Source organism: Janthinobacterium sp. J1-1, assembly GCF_030944405.1.
Classification (GTDB): Bacteria; Pseudomonadota; Gammaproteobacteria; order Burkholderiales; family Burkholderiaceae_D; genus Janthinobacterium.
The window spans coordinates 62,205-76,227 of record NZ_CP132340.1 but is presented as its reverse complement, the minus strand read 5'-3'; the positions used below and the strand labels follow the sequence as shown (position 1 = coordinate 76,227).

Sequence of the window (14,023 nt, the reverse complement as noted above, 5' to 3'; positions counted from 1 at the left end):
AAATTAGTGACCGCTATGTCCGGTCGGTTTACGAACAGTAACTTCAATATTGGGTTTGTTCATCGTCGGCATCGACTGCCCCCCAGCGTTAGTTGCACGTTCTGGCTCAGGAAGGTTACCCGTCCACTCGTATGCCACGGTTCCGGCCGGATGCTTGTACCAGCCAGGATCGGAGTAGTCGCCGCGCTTCTGGTCCTTGCGCACCTTCAAGACGGTAAACATTCCCCCCATCTCAACCCCACCGAACGGTCCTTCACCCGTCATCATCGGTAAAGTATTATCTGGTAGCGGCATTTCCATGCCTCCCATGGAGCCGCCCTTGTCGCCCATCACCATATATTCAGGGACGATTTTGTTAATTTTTTCAGCAACCCCGCGATGGTTGACGCCAATCATTGTCGGTACCGAATGGCCCATTGCATTCATGGTATGGTGGGATTTATGGCAGTGAAGTGCCCAGTCACCCAGATCAGTAGCGACGAACTCGATGGCGCGCATTTGCCCAACTGCGACATCGGTGGTGACTTCAGGCCAGCGCGACGCCGGTGGTGTCCAGCCGCCATCCGTACCAGTGACGAAAAACTCATGGCCATGTATATGAATAGGGTGATTCGTCATCGTCAGGTTACCGACACGGATGCGTACCTTGTCACCTTGGCGCACAGGCAATGAATCAATGCCGGGGAAGACGCGGCTATTGAATGTCCACAGGTTGAAGTCCAGCATGGTGTTGATCTTCGGCGTATAGCTTCCCGGCTCCACGTCATACGCGTTGAGCAGGAAAACGAAATCACGGTCCACAGCATGGAGCGATGGATCCTTTGGATGGGTCACCCAGAAGCCCATCATCCCCATCGCCATCTGGGCCATCTCGTCGGCGTGGGGATGATACATAAATGTACCTGGCCGTTTGGCCTCGAATTCGTAGACGAAAGTCTTTCCCGGAGCGATACCCGGTTGATTGAGGCCCGTTACGCCATCCATACCGTTCGGCAAGCGCTGGCCATGCCAATGAACACTGGTGTGCTCAGGTAGCTTGTTGGTCACGAAAATACGCACCCGGTCACCTTCGACCACTTCAATTGTCGGGCCTGGGGATTGCCCGTTATAGCCCCAAAGGTTGGCTTTCATCCCTGGTGCAAGTTCACGCACCACGGGTTCGGCAACGAGATGGAATTCTTTTACGCCGTTATTCATCCGCCATGGCAATGACCAGCCATTCAGGGTCACGACCGGATTGTAGGGCCGGCCAGTGGGTGGCACCGGAGGGATGTGCGTCTTGGCATTGTCCATCAACATGGCCTCAGGCAATGACGCGGCACCGGCCTTGCTAACGGCAGCGGCGCTTACCGCTACAGCACCTGCACCTCTGAAAAAATCTCTACGTGAAATCATGGCATGGCCCTTGTATCGTTCGTACTTCCGCTGTTGATGGCGGATTGAAGTTTGGTTTCTGCAATCCAAAAGTCGCGCTGGGTTTCGATGGCGGCATTTACGCTCACCAGTTGCTCGCGCGAATCTGCCAGTAATTCGAATACGCTGGCAAGCATCCCGTTGTAGCGAAGCAGAACCTCGTCGGATATTTTTTTCCGCAGCGGCACAACATCGTCACGATAATGACGGGCGATGTCATAGCTAGTGCGGTATGCGGAGTACGCCTCCCGAACTTCCGAGCGCGCCCGCACGGCAGTGTCGGTGGTGCGATGAACGGACTGCATGTAGAGCGCCTCGGCCCGCGCGACCTTGGCGCCACCCCAATCGAAAATTGGTAATTCAAGGGAAATCTGGTAGCCGCTCTCGCGTGGCAAACCTGTCGTACTCTTATTGGTGTAGCCGGCATCAAAAACGTTGATGAAGCCAGTTGCCTTTGTCAAGCCAAGTGCCGCGGCCGTTGCCTCGGTATCGCGGCGGGCCGACAGCATATCGAGACGTTGCGACATTGCCTGTGCTTCCGCATTGTTCGTTTCCTGCGGCTTTTCCGGCAGTGGAGGCAATCTGTCAGGCAGGACGAAATTTTGCTGCTCTCCCCACAGGCCCAGGAGGCGAATGAGCTGTTCGCGCGTGGCTGTTGCTTCATGCCTGGTCCTCGCTAATTGTGTCAACGCATCTTGGTAAAACGCACGCTCACGGGCCTGATCAAGTGTGCTCCAGTTTCCAACCTTGGTCATGCTGTCGGCGAGTTGCGATGATGCCTCGGCGGCGCCACGCACTTGCTCCGCGAAAGCGGCCGATTGGGCCGCCGCAACGGCCATAAAATATGCCCGACGGGTTTCTGCCGCCAACTGCACAGCCTGAGCAGCTGTTAGCAACTTGGCTTGCTCAAAGCGTCCTTGCTCAACGCGGCGACGCGTGGGCAACGTCAGCAGGCCCGCAATATCAAACATCACACTGCGATCGATTTCCGCATCGCCACCACCACTGACGCGGCCGAAACTAAAACTTGGATTGCGCATCCGTCCAGCTTGTACAAACTCAGCCTCCGAGACGCCCAATTCAGCGAAGGAGATCTTCAGCGCTGCATTATTGAGCAGCGCAATCTGAACCGCAGATTCAGGCGTCAGTGGCGCGGACAGCAGTGATTGCACCTGTGAAGTGGACTGTTGGCTATCTTTCAGCGTCTCTTTCGTGAAGGGCTTGACCTGTCCAATCCTCTCTTGCGTTAGCCGAGAGACATCATTTAATCCACCATCCGGTGAAAAGCTGGCGCAACCTGCAAGAAATATGACACCGAATACAGTAGCTACCCGATTGGGTGTTGGCAACGATAGTCGCTTCATGTCATTTGCCTTTCATGTTCATTTGATGGCCTTTGTGCGGATCGTTCGCCGAAGACGGCTTGGGTTCTTCCTGGCTTTTTGCACCGGGTACCATTTCCATCGACATGTCCCCCAGATCGCCATGCTGAGAGTCCCCTGTCACTTCTTTATTTGCCTGAATCCAGGCCTTATCTGGAGATATCGGGGGCTCCCCAATCGGCTTAGCATCCGCAAAAGCAGAAACATATTTCAACGGCGGCACAATGGCCTTAGCATCCGTCACTGTCGCCGTGGTGCTCGCGGGTTGAGTGGATTGTGCATAGACAACCGGCGAGAAGCTAACCGTTGCCAGAAGCAATAAGTGGAAGCGTTGCATGATTCTCTTTCAAAATGACTGGTTACTGGGTGGATACAGCACGAGGTGAGGCGAACGCCAGTGCATGATTTCAGGAGGTGGCGGGGAAAGTGGTGTGGAGGGAGCTCAAGGGACGCGAGGAATGAGTGGCGGCTATTGTTGCCTCCAAAGGTAGAGTAAGGCGTACGCTGTCCTGCACCTATTTTGGCCCGGTTGCTTACAATGCGCGTCAGCATGAAATTCATCTGCAGTATCTTCCCTATGACGGACAACTAAGTTCCTTGCAAATTACCTGAACCACCTGAGATGAAATCGCCTTTTTACGCTACACCTTCCAACTGGCGGAAGGTCAAGCGAATTTCAGTTTTCCAGAGTATTTTCACTTCCACCTTGTCACAATCACCGCCCGCTGATTTAATTGCATCACTGCAATTCATCATATAAACAAAAACACTGGAGACCTCGTGCGCCAACTTACTTCCCTGATCGCTATTTCCGTATTCAGTCTTCCCCTATACGCCGCCACACCAACTGAAACTGTTGCTGCATTTCACGAAGCGCTCGCCAGCGGAATATCCGAGCAGGCGAGCACTTTGCTTAGCCCTGAAATTAAAATTTACGAATCTGGGCATGTTGAGCGTTCACGTGATGAATACGCTGGCCATCACCTGCCAGCCGATACCGCCTTTGCTAAGGCCACTAAAAGCAAAGTCCTAAAACAAAACGAACGTATTGATGGAAACCTGGCCGTCGTGATGCAGGAAACAGAGACCACAGGACAATTCCAGGGCAAAAATGTGCACTTATTCGGCACGGAAACAGCTTTGCTCGAAAAACAGGGCGATCAATGGGTCATCTTTCATCTGCACTGGTCGTCCCGCAAATCTCAATAACTTCATGAGCCAGCAGTACACTGGCGGGCGTACATGTAATTAGTTGGCGTAGGTCGGGTTAGGTGCCACGTACACACGTACGCCGTGGGTATTCACGCCAGACGGCGCAATTGCCGAAAAGTCAAAGCTCGAATTGGCTCGTAGCGTATCGAACTGCCAAGTGAACGTCTTACCATCCACATCAAACTTGACGACGTCGCCCTGGGCGACATTCACATACTTCGTAGTCGATGAAATCGTGATAGTGCGCGTGGCGGCCGGCGCCGGAGCAGCACTGCCAAACGCTGGATTCGAGTGCATTTCGCCTTGGTGTGCCATCGCGGCAAGCGGGCTGAGAGCGATGACAGCAAAAACGGCGACGATGTTGGCTTTGATGGATTTCATTGGAATGTCCTTATTTTTCAGGTGCGGGTGAATGAAGTTGCGGATCCGATGAAGCTATTCTACGTAGGGGACCCGCACACCCGAATGACTGAAACATTACATTTTCATTACAGAAACCTTGATAATTTGATTAAGGTAGCAGGTTCGAAGTGGAACCGCGACTTTCTTGCGGCAACATGCTAGGCGCAGCAATGGTTTATCAAGAGTAGGTCGAGTGTGAAGATAGGCATGCCGTCGTTGCGGCCGCCAAGCATTCGCTTTAAGCGCTAGCAGTACCGCCATTTGATTGAGCAGCTTATTACCTCTCGATAAGTCGTTTGTCGCCAGATACATGCGATACCAGAGTTTCCAACGTGCTGAGAGACGCACACCTCTGCCACTGAGTACGAAGATTCAGCTAATTGGTATGTCGATACGTCTGGAGAAGACCAGGACGTCAAGAGTTCCGTACCAAGGTGAATCGATAGCCGCGCATAAAAATAGGTTTACATTAATTTCATAATTCGATTATTATAGAAATATGAAATTAAAAGGAGTGCACATGGAAACTAAAAATGTCATCGCTGCGTTGGCGGCACTGGCACAGGAGTCACGCCTGGCCATCTTTCGCTTGCTTGTCCAGACCGGACCGCAAGGGATGGCGGCAACGAAGATTGCCGAACAGCTGGGCATCCCGCCATCTTCCCTGTCATTTCACTTGAAGGAACTGGTGCACGCGGACCTGATCGTGCCGCGCCAAGATGGACGCTTTGTCATCTACGCCGCGCATATCGACAGCATGAATGCCCTGATCGGCTTTTTGACCGAAAACTGCTGCGGCGGCGCGCCTTGCACTACTGCGCAAGGCGCAGCCTGTGATGCCGCATGAATCCAAACGTACAAATTGAATCGCCCCCCAACCAACGCAGTGATTAAAGGATTCGTCATGACCGACAAAGTGTACAACGTGTTGTTTCTCTGTACCGGCAACTCAGCCCGTAGCGTGATGGCCGAGGCGCTGGTCTCCACCATGGGCAAGGGCCGCTTCCGTGGCTTTTCGGCTGGCAGCCACCCGGGCGGCAGCGTCAACCCATTCGCCATCGAGCAAATTGAAGCGACCGGCTATCCGCTCGATAAACTGCGCAGCAAGAGCTGGGATGAATTCGGTACTCCAGACGCACCACACATGGACTTCATCATTACTGTGTGCGACAACGCCGCCGGCGAAGTCTGCCCATACTGGCCAGGTCATCCGCTTTCGGCGCACTGGGGATTCGAAGATCCGGCTGCAGCTACTGGCACCGACGCAGAAAAGCGCGAGGTATTCCATAAGGTGTTCCGGCAGATCATGACCCGGATGAACGTTTTCGTCAGTTTGCCGCTGCACATGCTCGAAAAAAACGCGATCCAGCACGAGATCAAGGCAATTGGACAAAGCGCCGTCTAGTAGGCGAGCGCCCCGGCATGCCTGTTGATAACGGGCATGCCTTACTTTTCACTATTTTGCGATAATTTCATGAACGTTCTTTTTTTGTGTACCGGCAACTCTTGCCGATCCATCCTGGCAGAAGCGACTTTCAATCATCTGGCGCCGGCAGGCTGGCATGCGCTGAGCGCAGGCAGTCATCCGGCCGGGGCGCTGCACCCAGGAGCACTGGCGTTGCTGGCCAACGAGCAGATATCGACCCTGGGGTATTACAGCAAGTCCTGGGACGCTCTGCCTTCCGTGCCCGATATCGTCATCACCGTGTGTGCCAGCGCCGCTGGCGAGACGTGCCCGGCCTACCTGGGCCCAGTGCTTCGTAGCCACTGGGGTGTAGACGATCCCGGCCATGTCACGGGGACGGACGCAGAAAAGGACGCTGCTTTCCGGGTGACGTATGGCATTCTGCGCGCACGCATCGAGGCTTTCTTCGCCTTGCCGCTAGAGCAGCTGCAGCATGACCCTGTACGCCTGAAAGCTGAACTCGACAACATTTCTAGTGTCTTTGCCCCGGCTGCCCCCAAGGAGGCGCTCGTATGTTGACTGCTTTCCTGATTTTCTTGGCGACTCTGGTACTGGTTATCTGGCAGCCGCGTGGCTTGGGTATTGGCTGGAGCGCGGCCATCGGCGCTGGCGTCGCGCTGCTGGCTGGTGTCATCCAGTTGTCGGACATGCCCGTCGTCTGGCACATCGTCTGGAATGCAACCGGCACGTTTATCGCCGTCATCATCATCAGCCTGCTGCTCGACAAGGCCGGTTTCTTCGAGTGGGCCGCGCTGCACGTGGCACGCTGGGGAGGTGGTAGCGGCCGCAAGTTGTTTGTCTTGCTGGTCCTGCTGGGCGCCGCTGTCGCTGCGTTGTTTGCCAACGATGGTGCGGCGCTGATACTGACGCCTATCGTGATCGCCATGTTGCTCGAACTGAAGTTTTCAGCCAAAGCTACGTTGGCCTTCGTGATGGCGGCCGGCTTTATCGCCGACACGGCCAGCCTGCCGCTGGTGGTGTCGAACCTGGTCAATATCGTTTCGGCCGACTATTTCAAGATCGGCTTTGCCGAGTATGCGGCCGTGATGGTGCCGGTCAACGCGGTGGCAGTGATAGCGACCCTGCTTGCACTGATGTGGTTTTTCCGCAAGGACATCCCGCAAGACTATGACGTCTCCCAGCTCAAACGCCCCGGCGCCGCGATCCGCGACATGGCGACCTTCAAGGCCGGCTGGCTGGTCCTGGCGCTGCTGCTGATCGGCTTTTTCTGGCTTGAGAGCCTGGGCGTGCCGATCAGTGCCGTGGCCGCCGTTGGCGCCGCTCTGTTGCTGGCTGTCGCCGCTAAAGGCCATGTGATACCCACGCGCGAAGTCATTCGCAATGCACCATGGCAGATCGTTGTTTTTTCTCTGGGCATGTATCTGGTCGTATATGGCCTGCGCAACGCGGGCCTGACCGGCTACCTGACTGGCGTACTCAATTACTTTGCCCAATATGGCGTATGGGGCGCGGCCATGGGCACAGGCGTGCTGACGGCCGTCCTGTCCTCGATCATGAACAATATGCCGACGGTGCTAATCGGGGCCTTGTCGATCGATCCTACCTCAGCGCAGGGCGCCGTGCGCGAGGCGATGATTTATGCCAATGTCATTGGCAGTGACCTGGGGCCGAAAATTACCCCTATCGGCAGCCTGGCGACCCTGTTGTGGCTGCATGTCCTCGACAGTAAGAAGATTCACATCTCCTGGGGTTATTACTTCCGCGTCGGCATCGTCCTCACCTTGCCTGTGTTGCTGGTGACCCTGGCGGCGCTGGCACTGCGCCTCAGTTATTAAGGAAAGGATTTATTATGGATATCACTATTTATCACAACCCGGCCTGTGGCACTTCGCGCAACACCCTGGCGTTAATCCGCAATACTGGCACTGAGCCGCAGGTCATCGAATACCTGCAGCAACCGCCAATGCGCGAGACCCTGGTCGATTTGATTGCCCGTGCTGGCTTGAGCGTGCGCGAGGCCATTCGCCAGAAAGGTACGCCGTACCTGGAACTGGGTCTCGACCAGGCCCAAATCAGCGACGAGGCACTGTTGGACGCCATGCTGGCCCATCCCATCCTTATCAATCGTCCGTTCGTGGTCACGCCGCTTGGCGTGCGCCTATGCCGCCCATCGGAGTTGGTGCTTGACGTTCTGCCCTTGCCGCAACTGGGCACGTTTGCCAAAGAAGACGGCGAGGCGGTCATCGATGCGCAAGGAAAGCGGGTGGTGCCCCATGTATAAGCCAGTCAAGGACTTGCCCAATATCAGTGCTGCGCACCTCGATACGCCGACGGTTGATAAACTTATGCCAGCGACGGTGGCAACGCATCCGCCGCGCATGCTCTTGCTGTACGGCTCGCTACGTGAACGCTCGTTCAGCCGCTTGCTGACTCTGGAGGCGGAGCGGCTGCTGCAGAATTTTGGCGCCGAGACGCGGGTTTTCGACCCGCATGGCTTGCCCATGGTCGACAGCGTCAGCCCTGACCATCCCAAGGTGCAGGAGCTGCGCGAGCTGTCGCTCTGGTCGGAAGGCCAGGTTTGGTGCAGTCCGGAACGCCATGGCGCTGTGACAGGTGTGTTCAAGTCACAAATTGACTGGCTGCCGCTGGAAATGGGCAGCGTGCGTCCGACGCAGGGGCGGACCCTTGCGGTGATGCAAGTGTCGGGCGGCTCGCAATCGTTCAACGCCGTCAACGGCTTGCGCGTGCTGGGCCGCTGGATGCGCATGGTGACCATTCCGAACCAGTCGTCCGTTGCCAAGGCATACCAGGAGTTCGACGAAAACGACCGCATGAAGCCGTCGCCATATTACGACCGCCTGGTCGACGTCATGGAGGAATTGTATAAATTCACCCTGGTGGTGCGCGATCGCTCGGATTACCTGACCAGCCGCTATAGCGAGCGCAAGGAATCCATGCCGGCCGAAGTACGCGCCCTCGCCGAAGCGGCCATGAATCACGAGACGCCAAGCAAATAGGCTGTTTTCATGTTGGCCCGTTCGCCGGGTTTTCACTGCACGATGACCTAGCCGAGGTTTTGGCTGGAAAGGGTAAGATGAAGATGAAAATTCTGGTGTTTCTCGGTTCTATTCGCACCAGCACACCGCCCCTGCCTGCGCGCGTGGGCGAACGGGTCGCCAAGGCCATCGTGGCGCAGTGCCGCCATGATGGCCACAATGTGGTGCTCATCGATCCGCTCGATTACGAGCTAGGTGACGTGTTCAAGCCACACTTTTCCTATGCGCAGGGGCGCGCGCCCTTGCCGTTGGAGCAACTGGCCAGTGAGATTGCCAGCGCCGATGGGTATGTGATGGTCAGTTCTGAATACAATCATTCAATGAGTCCGGCACTGATGCATTTACTGAACCACTTTGGCAGTTCTTTGTTTGCCTTCAAGCCCAGCGCCATCGTCACTTATTCGGCGGGCCAGTGGGGTGGTGTGCGGGCGGCGGTGGGTATGCGCGCTTTTCTGTCCGAGCTGGGCTGTTTGCCGGTGTCGGCCATGATCCATATTCCGACAGCACATACTGTTTTTGCTGCCGATGGCAGCTTTGCACCTGAAGTCGACAGTACGCGTTGGGTTTCCTATATCGAACGCACCTTTTCCCAGTTGATCTGGTGGGCAGAGGCCGCAGGACGGGAGCGGGCCCGCTCGGGAGGCACAGGGCCTTCACCAGCTTTTCTGCGCGATCCTACTCAACGCAATGCGCCGTGAAGCCACATAGGATGGATTATTGCTAGAATGATACTTTAGGGTGCCGTGCGTAGTTTGCGGCCGTGCTCCTTCCTGCCATTTCACGTCTATTTGGATCCCGCTGATGATTCGACTTGCCACTACCGCCGATGCTGCTGCGATCGCCACGATATACAACCATTACGTCAGCAGCTCCACCATCACGTTTGAAGAGCAGATGGTCGCCATCGATGAGATGGCCCAGCGCATCGCTTCTGTGGGTGCGCAGTTGCCGTGGTACGTCTTTGAACGCGATGGTCAAATACTAGGTTACGCCTACGCAACGCCCTGGCGTGCCCGGAGCGCCTATCGTTTTTCGGTCGAGTCAACGGTGTACGTGGCGCACGATGGAGTCGGTCAGGGCATCGGTCGACAGCTTTACAGTACCCTGATCGAGGAGCTCCGGCACCGCCAACTGCAAGTGGTCATTGGTGGCATTGCGCAGCCCAATGAATCTAGCGTTGCTTTGCACGAGCGCCTAGGATTTGAGAAGGTGGCCATGTTCAAGCGGGTTGGCTGTAAATTTGATCAGTGGATTGATGTCGGATACTGGGAGCTGCAGCTTGCTTAGTTAACCGCTGAGCACAAGATTTCTGTCCTCAAAAATCCATTTTCAGCGCTTAACTGTTTCGTTCGATGCTGTCGTGCCAGGAAAAAATAGCGTGAATTGGGTAACTCCATCAAGCTCACTCGTGACACTGGCTCGGCCATGGTGAAGCGCCATGATGGATTTGACGATTGAAAGACCCAATCCAGCGGAGGCTGACGTACTGGCCCTCGATTTATCGGAACGGTAGAACCGGTCAAACAACCGCGACAGGTGTTCCTGCGCGATGCCTGGGCCAGGATTGGAAACAGAAACTACGGCCCCGTCGTCGTCCTCTATCGCCTTGAGCAAGATAATTTCGCCCTTCGGCGTGTACCGAAGAGCGTTCGATACAAGGTTACTCACCGCGCGGCGAAGCAGGTGCCCATCAGCAAGCACTTTACCTGAGGCGATGACGATGAATGATATCCCTGCGTCGGATGCCGGCCCTTCAAAATACTCGGCGATTCGCGTCAGCTCAACATCCATATCAAGCTGCTCAGTTGCTAGCGAAACTTGGTCATGGTCAGCCCGCGCCAAAAATAATATGCTTTCCACCATTCTAGCTAGACGGCCAAACTCCTCGTAGTTAGATGAAAGCAGGTTTTGATATTCATCGGATGATCTGGGCTGAGACAGGGCAACTTCTGTTTGAACCATCAGATTGTTGAGAGGCGTACGCAAATCGTGTGCCAAGTCATCTGCAAACTGGGAAAGGTTATTAAAGCTATTTTGCAGGCGGTCAAGCACCTCATTGAACGAATCAGCCAGTATCTGGATTTCCTTCGGTGCTGATTTTGCATGCAAGCGCACTTCCAAATTGTGCGCACTGACTTGCTGAGCTTGCTGCGCGATGAGCTTTACTTTGTGCAACGCGCGACGTACTAGTAGAAACCCCAGTAGGGCTGTTAGCACCGCACCAAAGAAGCCCGATGCAAGCACTTTTAACTTGTATGCAGATAGAACAGCTGCGCGGCTCTCTTCGCTTCTGGCGAGCGTGATTTTCACCACGGAACCTGTCGAACCAACGGTACCCAGCGCAGCAATAACTCTTAGGTTGGGTTCGCTATGCCCTAGTGCAGCACGTACGTGAGATGGCTCTGGCATCGTCTCTACCGGCACAGCCCCGCTGGCATGCATGAATGAACGGTCACGGGTATTGCGGGTTAATTCTTCACCGTCTTGTGCCTGCATAACGAGCAAAAAGCCGCCATGCAAATCGACAGCATCTAAAAAACGGTGCGGATCCACACGAATCGACTCTACACTCGGTGTCTCCTCAAGCATATGTCTGATGAACACAATACGGTCGACAAGGTCTGCATCATCCCGTGCTTGGAGCTGCACCGCGAGAGCTTGATAGAGATAGATGCCTAAGGCCGAAAATACAATTACCGAGATGCAGGCGAAGAGCGCCCCCAGCTGCGTGGTGAGAGACCAGTTCTTGGCCTTCATTGTCTATCTTCTAATACATAGCCCATACTCCGAATCGTATGGATCAGTTTGACTTCGAAGGGGTCGTCAATTTTTGCCCGTAGACGGCGTACCGCGACATCCACCACGTTCGTGTCGCTATCAAAATTCATGTCCCAGACTTGCGATGCAATTAACGGCCGGGACAAAACCTGTCCGACCCGCTTGGATAGCAGATGCAAAAGTGCAAATTCTTTCGCAGTCAAATCAATCCGAACCCCAGCCCGTATGACTCTTCGCTTGGGAATGTCTAGTTCCAGATCGGCAATCTGAAAAATATCAGCTTCTCTGATCGGCCCTCGGCGCAACAACGTTCGAATACGAACAAGCAACTCAACGAAAGCGAATGGCTTAACTAAGTAATCATCCGCACCAAGCTCCAGACCTTTGATGCGGTCATCGAGCCCATCCCGTGCGGTAAGAAATAGCACCGGCGTATCAACCGTTTTGCGCAACTCAGCGATGATTTGCCAACCGTCTAAGCCCGGAAGCATGACGTCAAGCACGATCAGGTCGTAATGGGCAGTAGTGGCAGCGTGAAGTCCGTCGGGCCCAGTTCTCGCCAAGTCAACAACAAAACCAGACTCACTCAGACCTTTCTGAATATATTCGCCCGCCTTTTGCTCGTCCTCAACCACTAATAATCGCATGTCACTTTTCCACTAGTTCAACTGCTGTGTCCACGTTATGCGGATGGTGAAGATCGCCATCGGTCTCTGTCTTCAGTCTACCTTGGAAAGATGACAATCGTCTAACGCCAGGATTACAATCTTGTCAGAATTAAAGGTCCACCTGCAGCTGTTTAATTACTTGCTATAAAGAGGATACAGGTTTTGTTCGATGCGGCGCTGGTTAAAGGGATCTTCCCGATCGATGTAGCGCATGGCGGACTGGGCATTTTTCCAGCCCACATGCTCCATCAGCGTTCTCAGATCCCACCCATTCGCAGTAAAGTGGATCCATCAGTCAAGACACTTTCCCGACTAATTTAAGCTGTGCCCGTTTCCACTGCTCCAGCTGCTCGGCGCTGACCCGTATTGCTCTCTTCCTGTGACTTCTTCTTGTCGTCACCAAACCGGTCGACGATCAGCGCACCGCCGCCAACCCCGTCGCGGTAGACTTGGTCGGGCGTCTGGTAGCTCAGCGATTGGTGCGGCCGCTCAGCGTTATAGAACGCGAAATACTGCGCCAGGCCCACCGTCAATTCCGCCATATTGGCGTATCCTTTCAGATACACATCCTCGTACTTCACGTTGCGCCACAGCCGCTCGACGAAGATGTTGTCCAGCGCCCGACCGCGCCCGTCCATGCTGATGGCGACGCCTTCGCGCTTGAGCACGTCGGTGAAGGCCGTGCTGGTGAACTGCGAACCCTGATCGCTGTTGAACAACTCCGGCTTGCCATGCTGGCGCAAGGCGTCCTCCAGGCAGTCCACGCAGAACGACGCGTCCATGCTGTTGCTGAGGCGCCAGGACAGCAACTTGCGGCTGTACCAGTCGATGATCGCCACCAAATACGCGAAGCCCCGCGCCAACCGGATGTAGGTGATATCGGTCGACCATACGTGATTAGGACGCGTCACGGGCACACCGCGCAACAGGTACGGATAGACCTTGTGCTGCGGATGCGCTCGGCTCGTATTCGGCCCCGGCGCCATGCCCGCCAGCCCCATGCCGCGCATCAGACGCTGCACGCGCTTGCGGTTGACTACATGGCCCGTCGCGCGCAGGAACACGACCATGCGCCTGCTGCCATAAAAAGGCCGACTGGTGTATTCCTCGTCAATCAGCGCGCTCAGCTTCAGGTCGCTCTCGTCCTCGCATGCCTGCCGGGATGCCGCGTCGATCCGGCGGTACACCGTCGCGCGCGGCACGCTTGCCAGCTCGCATTGGCGCGTCAGCGGCAGCTTCTCGTGCCCGGCTTCGATCCAGCCCAAGCGCGCCTCCTGGCTCACGGCCCCAGCTTTTTTTTAAGCCAGTCCACTTCCATCTTCAGCCGACCGATCTCGCCGTATAGTTTGTCCTCGGGACTGCTTTCATCGATCGGCTTGGGGCCGCGCTTGGTGTCGAACAGCGCGCCGGCGTTCTCCAGGATTTCCTTTTTCCACTGGCCCACCAGCACCGGATGCACGCCGAACTCTTGCGCGATCTCCGTCACCGTCTTGACGCCGCGAACGGCCTCCAGACCGACCTTGGCCTTAAACTCGGCCGTGTGTACCCGACGTTTTTTACCTTCACTCATTTGCTGTCATCCTTTCACGGACCACAGCTTAAACCATCGTCTCAGATTCGGGATCCACTATACACATCCCAAGTAATATCCAGTTATAATCAGTCATGCTCAAACGCTTCCTCTAT

16 protein-coding genes are annotated in these 14,023 nt (G+C 55.4%); 9 read left to right on the top strand and 7 right to left on the bottom strand.

Annotated elements, in window-relative coordinates; all coding sequences use genetic code 11:
* Positions 1–3: 3 nt before the first annotated feature.
* Genes Q8L25_RS30960 through Q8L25_RS30950 form a run of 3 tightly spaced genes read right to left on the bottom strand, consistent with a single transcriptional unit; the run spans position 4 to position 3,132 of the window.
* The gene (locus tag Q8L25_RS30960) at positions 4–1,395 is read right to left on the bottom strand and encodes a multicopper oxidase family protein (protein WP_070289043.1); all 1,392 of its coding nucleotides are present in this window, start codon (positions 1,393–1,395) and stop codon (positions 4–6) included.
* A complete protein-coding gene (locus Q8L25_RS30955) occupies positions 1,392–2,777 on the bottom strand; it encodes a TolC family protein (RefSeq protein ID WP_070289042.1) in 1,386 nt (461 codons plus the stop codon). Before Q8L25_RS30955 ends, Q8L25_RS30960 begins: the two co-directional genes overlap by 4 nt.
* A gap of 1 nt (position 2,778) precedes the next feature.
* A complete protein-coding gene (locus Q8L25_RS30950; protein ID WP_070289041.1) occupies positions 2,779–3,132 on the bottom strand; it encodes a hypothetical protein in 354 nt (117 codons plus the stop codon).
* Positions 3,133–3,575: 443 nt separating this feature from the next.
* Between Q8L25_RS30950 and Q8L25_RS30945 the strand changes: the two genes are divergently transcribed.
* Positions 3,576–4,004 (top strand): DUF4440 domain-containing protein, encoded by a 429-nt coding sequence (locus Q8L25_RS30945; protein ID WP_083287604.1) that lies wholly within the window; start codon positions 3,576–3,578, stop codon positions 4,002–4,004.
* Positions 4,005–4,043: 39 nt separating this feature from the next.
* On the opposite strand, the gene Q8L25_RS30940 is transcribed toward Q8L25_RS30945, so the two are convergent.
* The gene (locus Q8L25_RS30940; protein ID WP_083287603.1) at positions 4,044–4,388 is read right to left on the bottom strand and encodes a CzcE family metal-binding protein; all 345 of its coding nucleotides are present in this window, start codon (positions 4,386–4,388) and stop codon (positions 4,044–4,046) included.
* Between the two features lie 541 nt (positions 4,389–4,929).
* On the opposite strand from Q8L25_RS30940, the gene Q8L25_RS30935 reads away from it, so the two are divergent.
* From Q8L25_RS30935 to Q8L25_RS30900, 8 genes are all read left to right on the top strand, one after another.
* Entirely contained in the window at positions 4,930–5,256 is a 327-nt protein-coding gene (locus Q8L25_RS30935; protein WP_070289040.1) for a helix-turn-helix transcriptional regulator, read from the top strand.
* Positions 5,257–5,313: 57 nt separating this feature from the next.
* Complete coding sequence (locus Q8L25_RS30930; RefSeq protein ID WP_070289039.1) at positions 5,314–5,814, top strand: arsenate reductase ArsC; 501 nt, start codon at positions 5,314–5,316, stop codon at positions 5,812–5,814.
* A 69-nt stretch (positions 5,815–5,883) separates the two neighbouring features.
* A complete protein-coding gene (locus Q8L25_RS30925) occupies positions 5,884–6,393 on the top strand; it encodes an arsenate reductase ArsC (protein WP_100429699.1) in 510 nt (169 codons plus the stop codon).
* Complete coding sequence (locus tag Q8L25_RS30920; protein WP_100429698.1) at positions 6,387–7,670, top strand: arsenic transporter; 1,284 nt, start codon at positions 6,387–6,389, stop codon at positions 7,668–7,670. Before Q8L25_RS30925 ends, Q8L25_RS30920 begins: the two co-directional genes overlap by 7 nt.
* Before the next feature lie 14 nt (positions 7,671–7,684).
* Positions 7,685–8,116, top strand: a complete 432-nt coding sequence (arsC, locus tag Q8L25_RS30915) for an arsenate reductase (glutaredoxin) (protein ID WP_070289036.1) — start codon at positions 7,685–7,687, stop codon at positions 8,114–8,116.
* The gene (gene arsH, locus Q8L25_RS30910; protein WP_070289034.1) at positions 8,109–8,852 is read left to right on the top strand and encodes an arsenical resistance protein ArsH; all 744 of its coding nucleotides are present in this window, start codon (positions 8,109–8,111) and stop codon (positions 8,850–8,852) included. Before arsC ends, arsH begins: the two co-directional genes overlap by 8 nt.
* A gap of 83 nt (positions 8,853–8,935) precedes the next feature.
* On the top strand, positions 8,936–9,589 hold the full coding sequence (locus Q8L25_RS30905) for an NADPH-dependent FMN reductase (RefSeq protein ID WP_070289061.1): 654 nt from the start codon (positions 8,936–8,938) through the stop codon (positions 9,587–9,589).
* Between the two features lie 103 nt (positions 9,590–9,692).
* Positions 9,693–10,178, top strand: a complete 486-nt coding sequence (locus Q8L25_RS30900) for an arsinothricin resistance N-acetyltransferase ArsN1 family B (RefSeq protein WP_070289033.1) — start codon at positions 9,693–9,695, stop codon at positions 10,176–10,178.
* A gap of 42 nt (positions 10,179–10,220) precedes the next feature.
* Here Q8L25_RS30900 and Q8L25_RS30895 read toward each other — a convergent pair whose 3' ends face one another.
* The 3 genes from Q8L25_RS30895 to Q8L25_RS30885 all read right to left on the bottom strand — a co-directional run bounded on the left by Q8L25_RS30895 (position 10,221) and on the right by Q8L25_RS30885 (position 13,907).
* Positions 10,221–11,648, bottom strand: coding sequence for a heavy metal sensor histidine kinase (locus Q8L25_RS30895; protein ID WP_100429697.1), 1,428 nt, complete (start codon positions 11,646–11,648; stop codon positions 10,221–10,223).
* Positions 11,645–12,316: a heavy metal response regulator transcription factor gene (locus tag Q8L25_RS30890; RefSeq protein ID WP_071080232.1), complete on the bottom strand. Its 672-nt coding sequence runs from the start codon at positions 12,314–12,316 to the stop codon at positions 11,645–11,647. Before Q8L25_RS30890 ends, Q8L25_RS30895 begins: the two co-directional genes overlap by 4 nt.
* Positions 12,317–12,654: 338 nt before the next feature.
* Positions 12,655–13,907 (bottom strand): IS3 family transposase gene (locus Q8L25_RS30885; protein ID WP_100429696.1). Its coding sequence is split into 2 segments (ribosomal slippage): positions 12,655–13,628 and positions 13,628–13,907, totalling 1,254 coding nucleotides; the frame shifts between segments, so codons are not numbered across the junction.
* Between the last annotated feature and the right edge of the window lie 116 nt (positions 13,908–14,023).

Excerpts from the sequence above, each read along its gene's own strand:
- Q8L25_RS30960 (WP_070289043.1), bottom strand. The coding sequence starts at position 1,395 with ATGATTTCACGTAGAGATTTTTTCAGAGGTGCAGGTGCTGTAGCGGTA.
- Q8L25_RS30935 (WP_070289040.1), top strand. The coding sequence starts at position 4,930 with ATGGAAACTAAAAATGTCATCGCTGCGTTGGCGGCACTGGCACAGGAG.
- Q8L25_RS30930 (WP_070289039.1), top strand. The coding sequence starts at position 5,314 with ATGACCGACAAAGTGTACAACGTGTTGTTTCTCTGTACCGGCAACTCA.
- Q8L25_RS30890 (WP_071080232.1), bottom strand. The coding sequence starts at position 12,316 with ATGCGATTATTAGTGGTTGAGGACGAGCAAAAGGCGGGCGAATATATT.
- Q8L25_RS30955 (WP_070289042.1), bottom strand. The coding sequence starts at position 2,777 with ATGAAGCGACTATCGTTGCCAACACCCAATCGGGTAGCTACTGTATTC.
- Q8L25_RS30925 (WP_100429699.1), top strand. The coding sequence starts at position 5,884 with ATGAACGTTCTTTTTTTGTGTACCGGCAACTCTTGCCGATCCATCCTG.
- Q8L25_RS30950 (WP_070289041.1), bottom strand. The coding sequence starts at position 3,132 with ATGCAACGCTTCCACTTATTGCTTCTGGCAACGGTTAGCTTCTCGCCG.
- arsH (WP_070289034.1), top strand. The coding sequence starts at position 8,109 with ATGTATAAGCCAGTCAAGGACTTGCCCAATATCAGTGCTGCGCACCTC.
- Q8L25_RS30895 (WP_100429697.1), bottom strand. The coding sequence starts at position 11,648 with ATGAAGGCCAAGAACTGGTCTCTCACCACGCAGCTGGGGGCGCTCTTC.
- Q8L25_RS30940 (WP_083287603.1), bottom strand. The coding sequence starts at position 4,388 with ATGAAATCCATCAAAGCCAACATCGTCGCCGTTTTTGCTGTCATCGCT.
- Q8L25_RS30920 (WP_100429698.1), top strand. The coding sequence starts at position 6,387 with ATGTTGACTGCTTTCCTGATTTTCTTGGCGACTCTGGTACTGGTTATC.
- Q8L25_RS30900 (WP_070289033.1), top strand. The coding sequence starts at position 9,693 with ATGATTCGACTTGCCACTACCGCCGATGCTGCTGCGATCGCCACGATA.
- Q8L25_RS30905 (WP_070289061.1), top strand. The coding sequence starts at position 8,936 with ATGAAAATTCTGGTGTTTCTCGGTTCTATTCGCACCAGCACACCGCCC.
- arsC (WP_070289036.1), top strand. The coding sequence starts at position 7,685 with ATGGATATCACTATTTATCACAACCCGGCCTGTGGCACTTCGCGCAAC.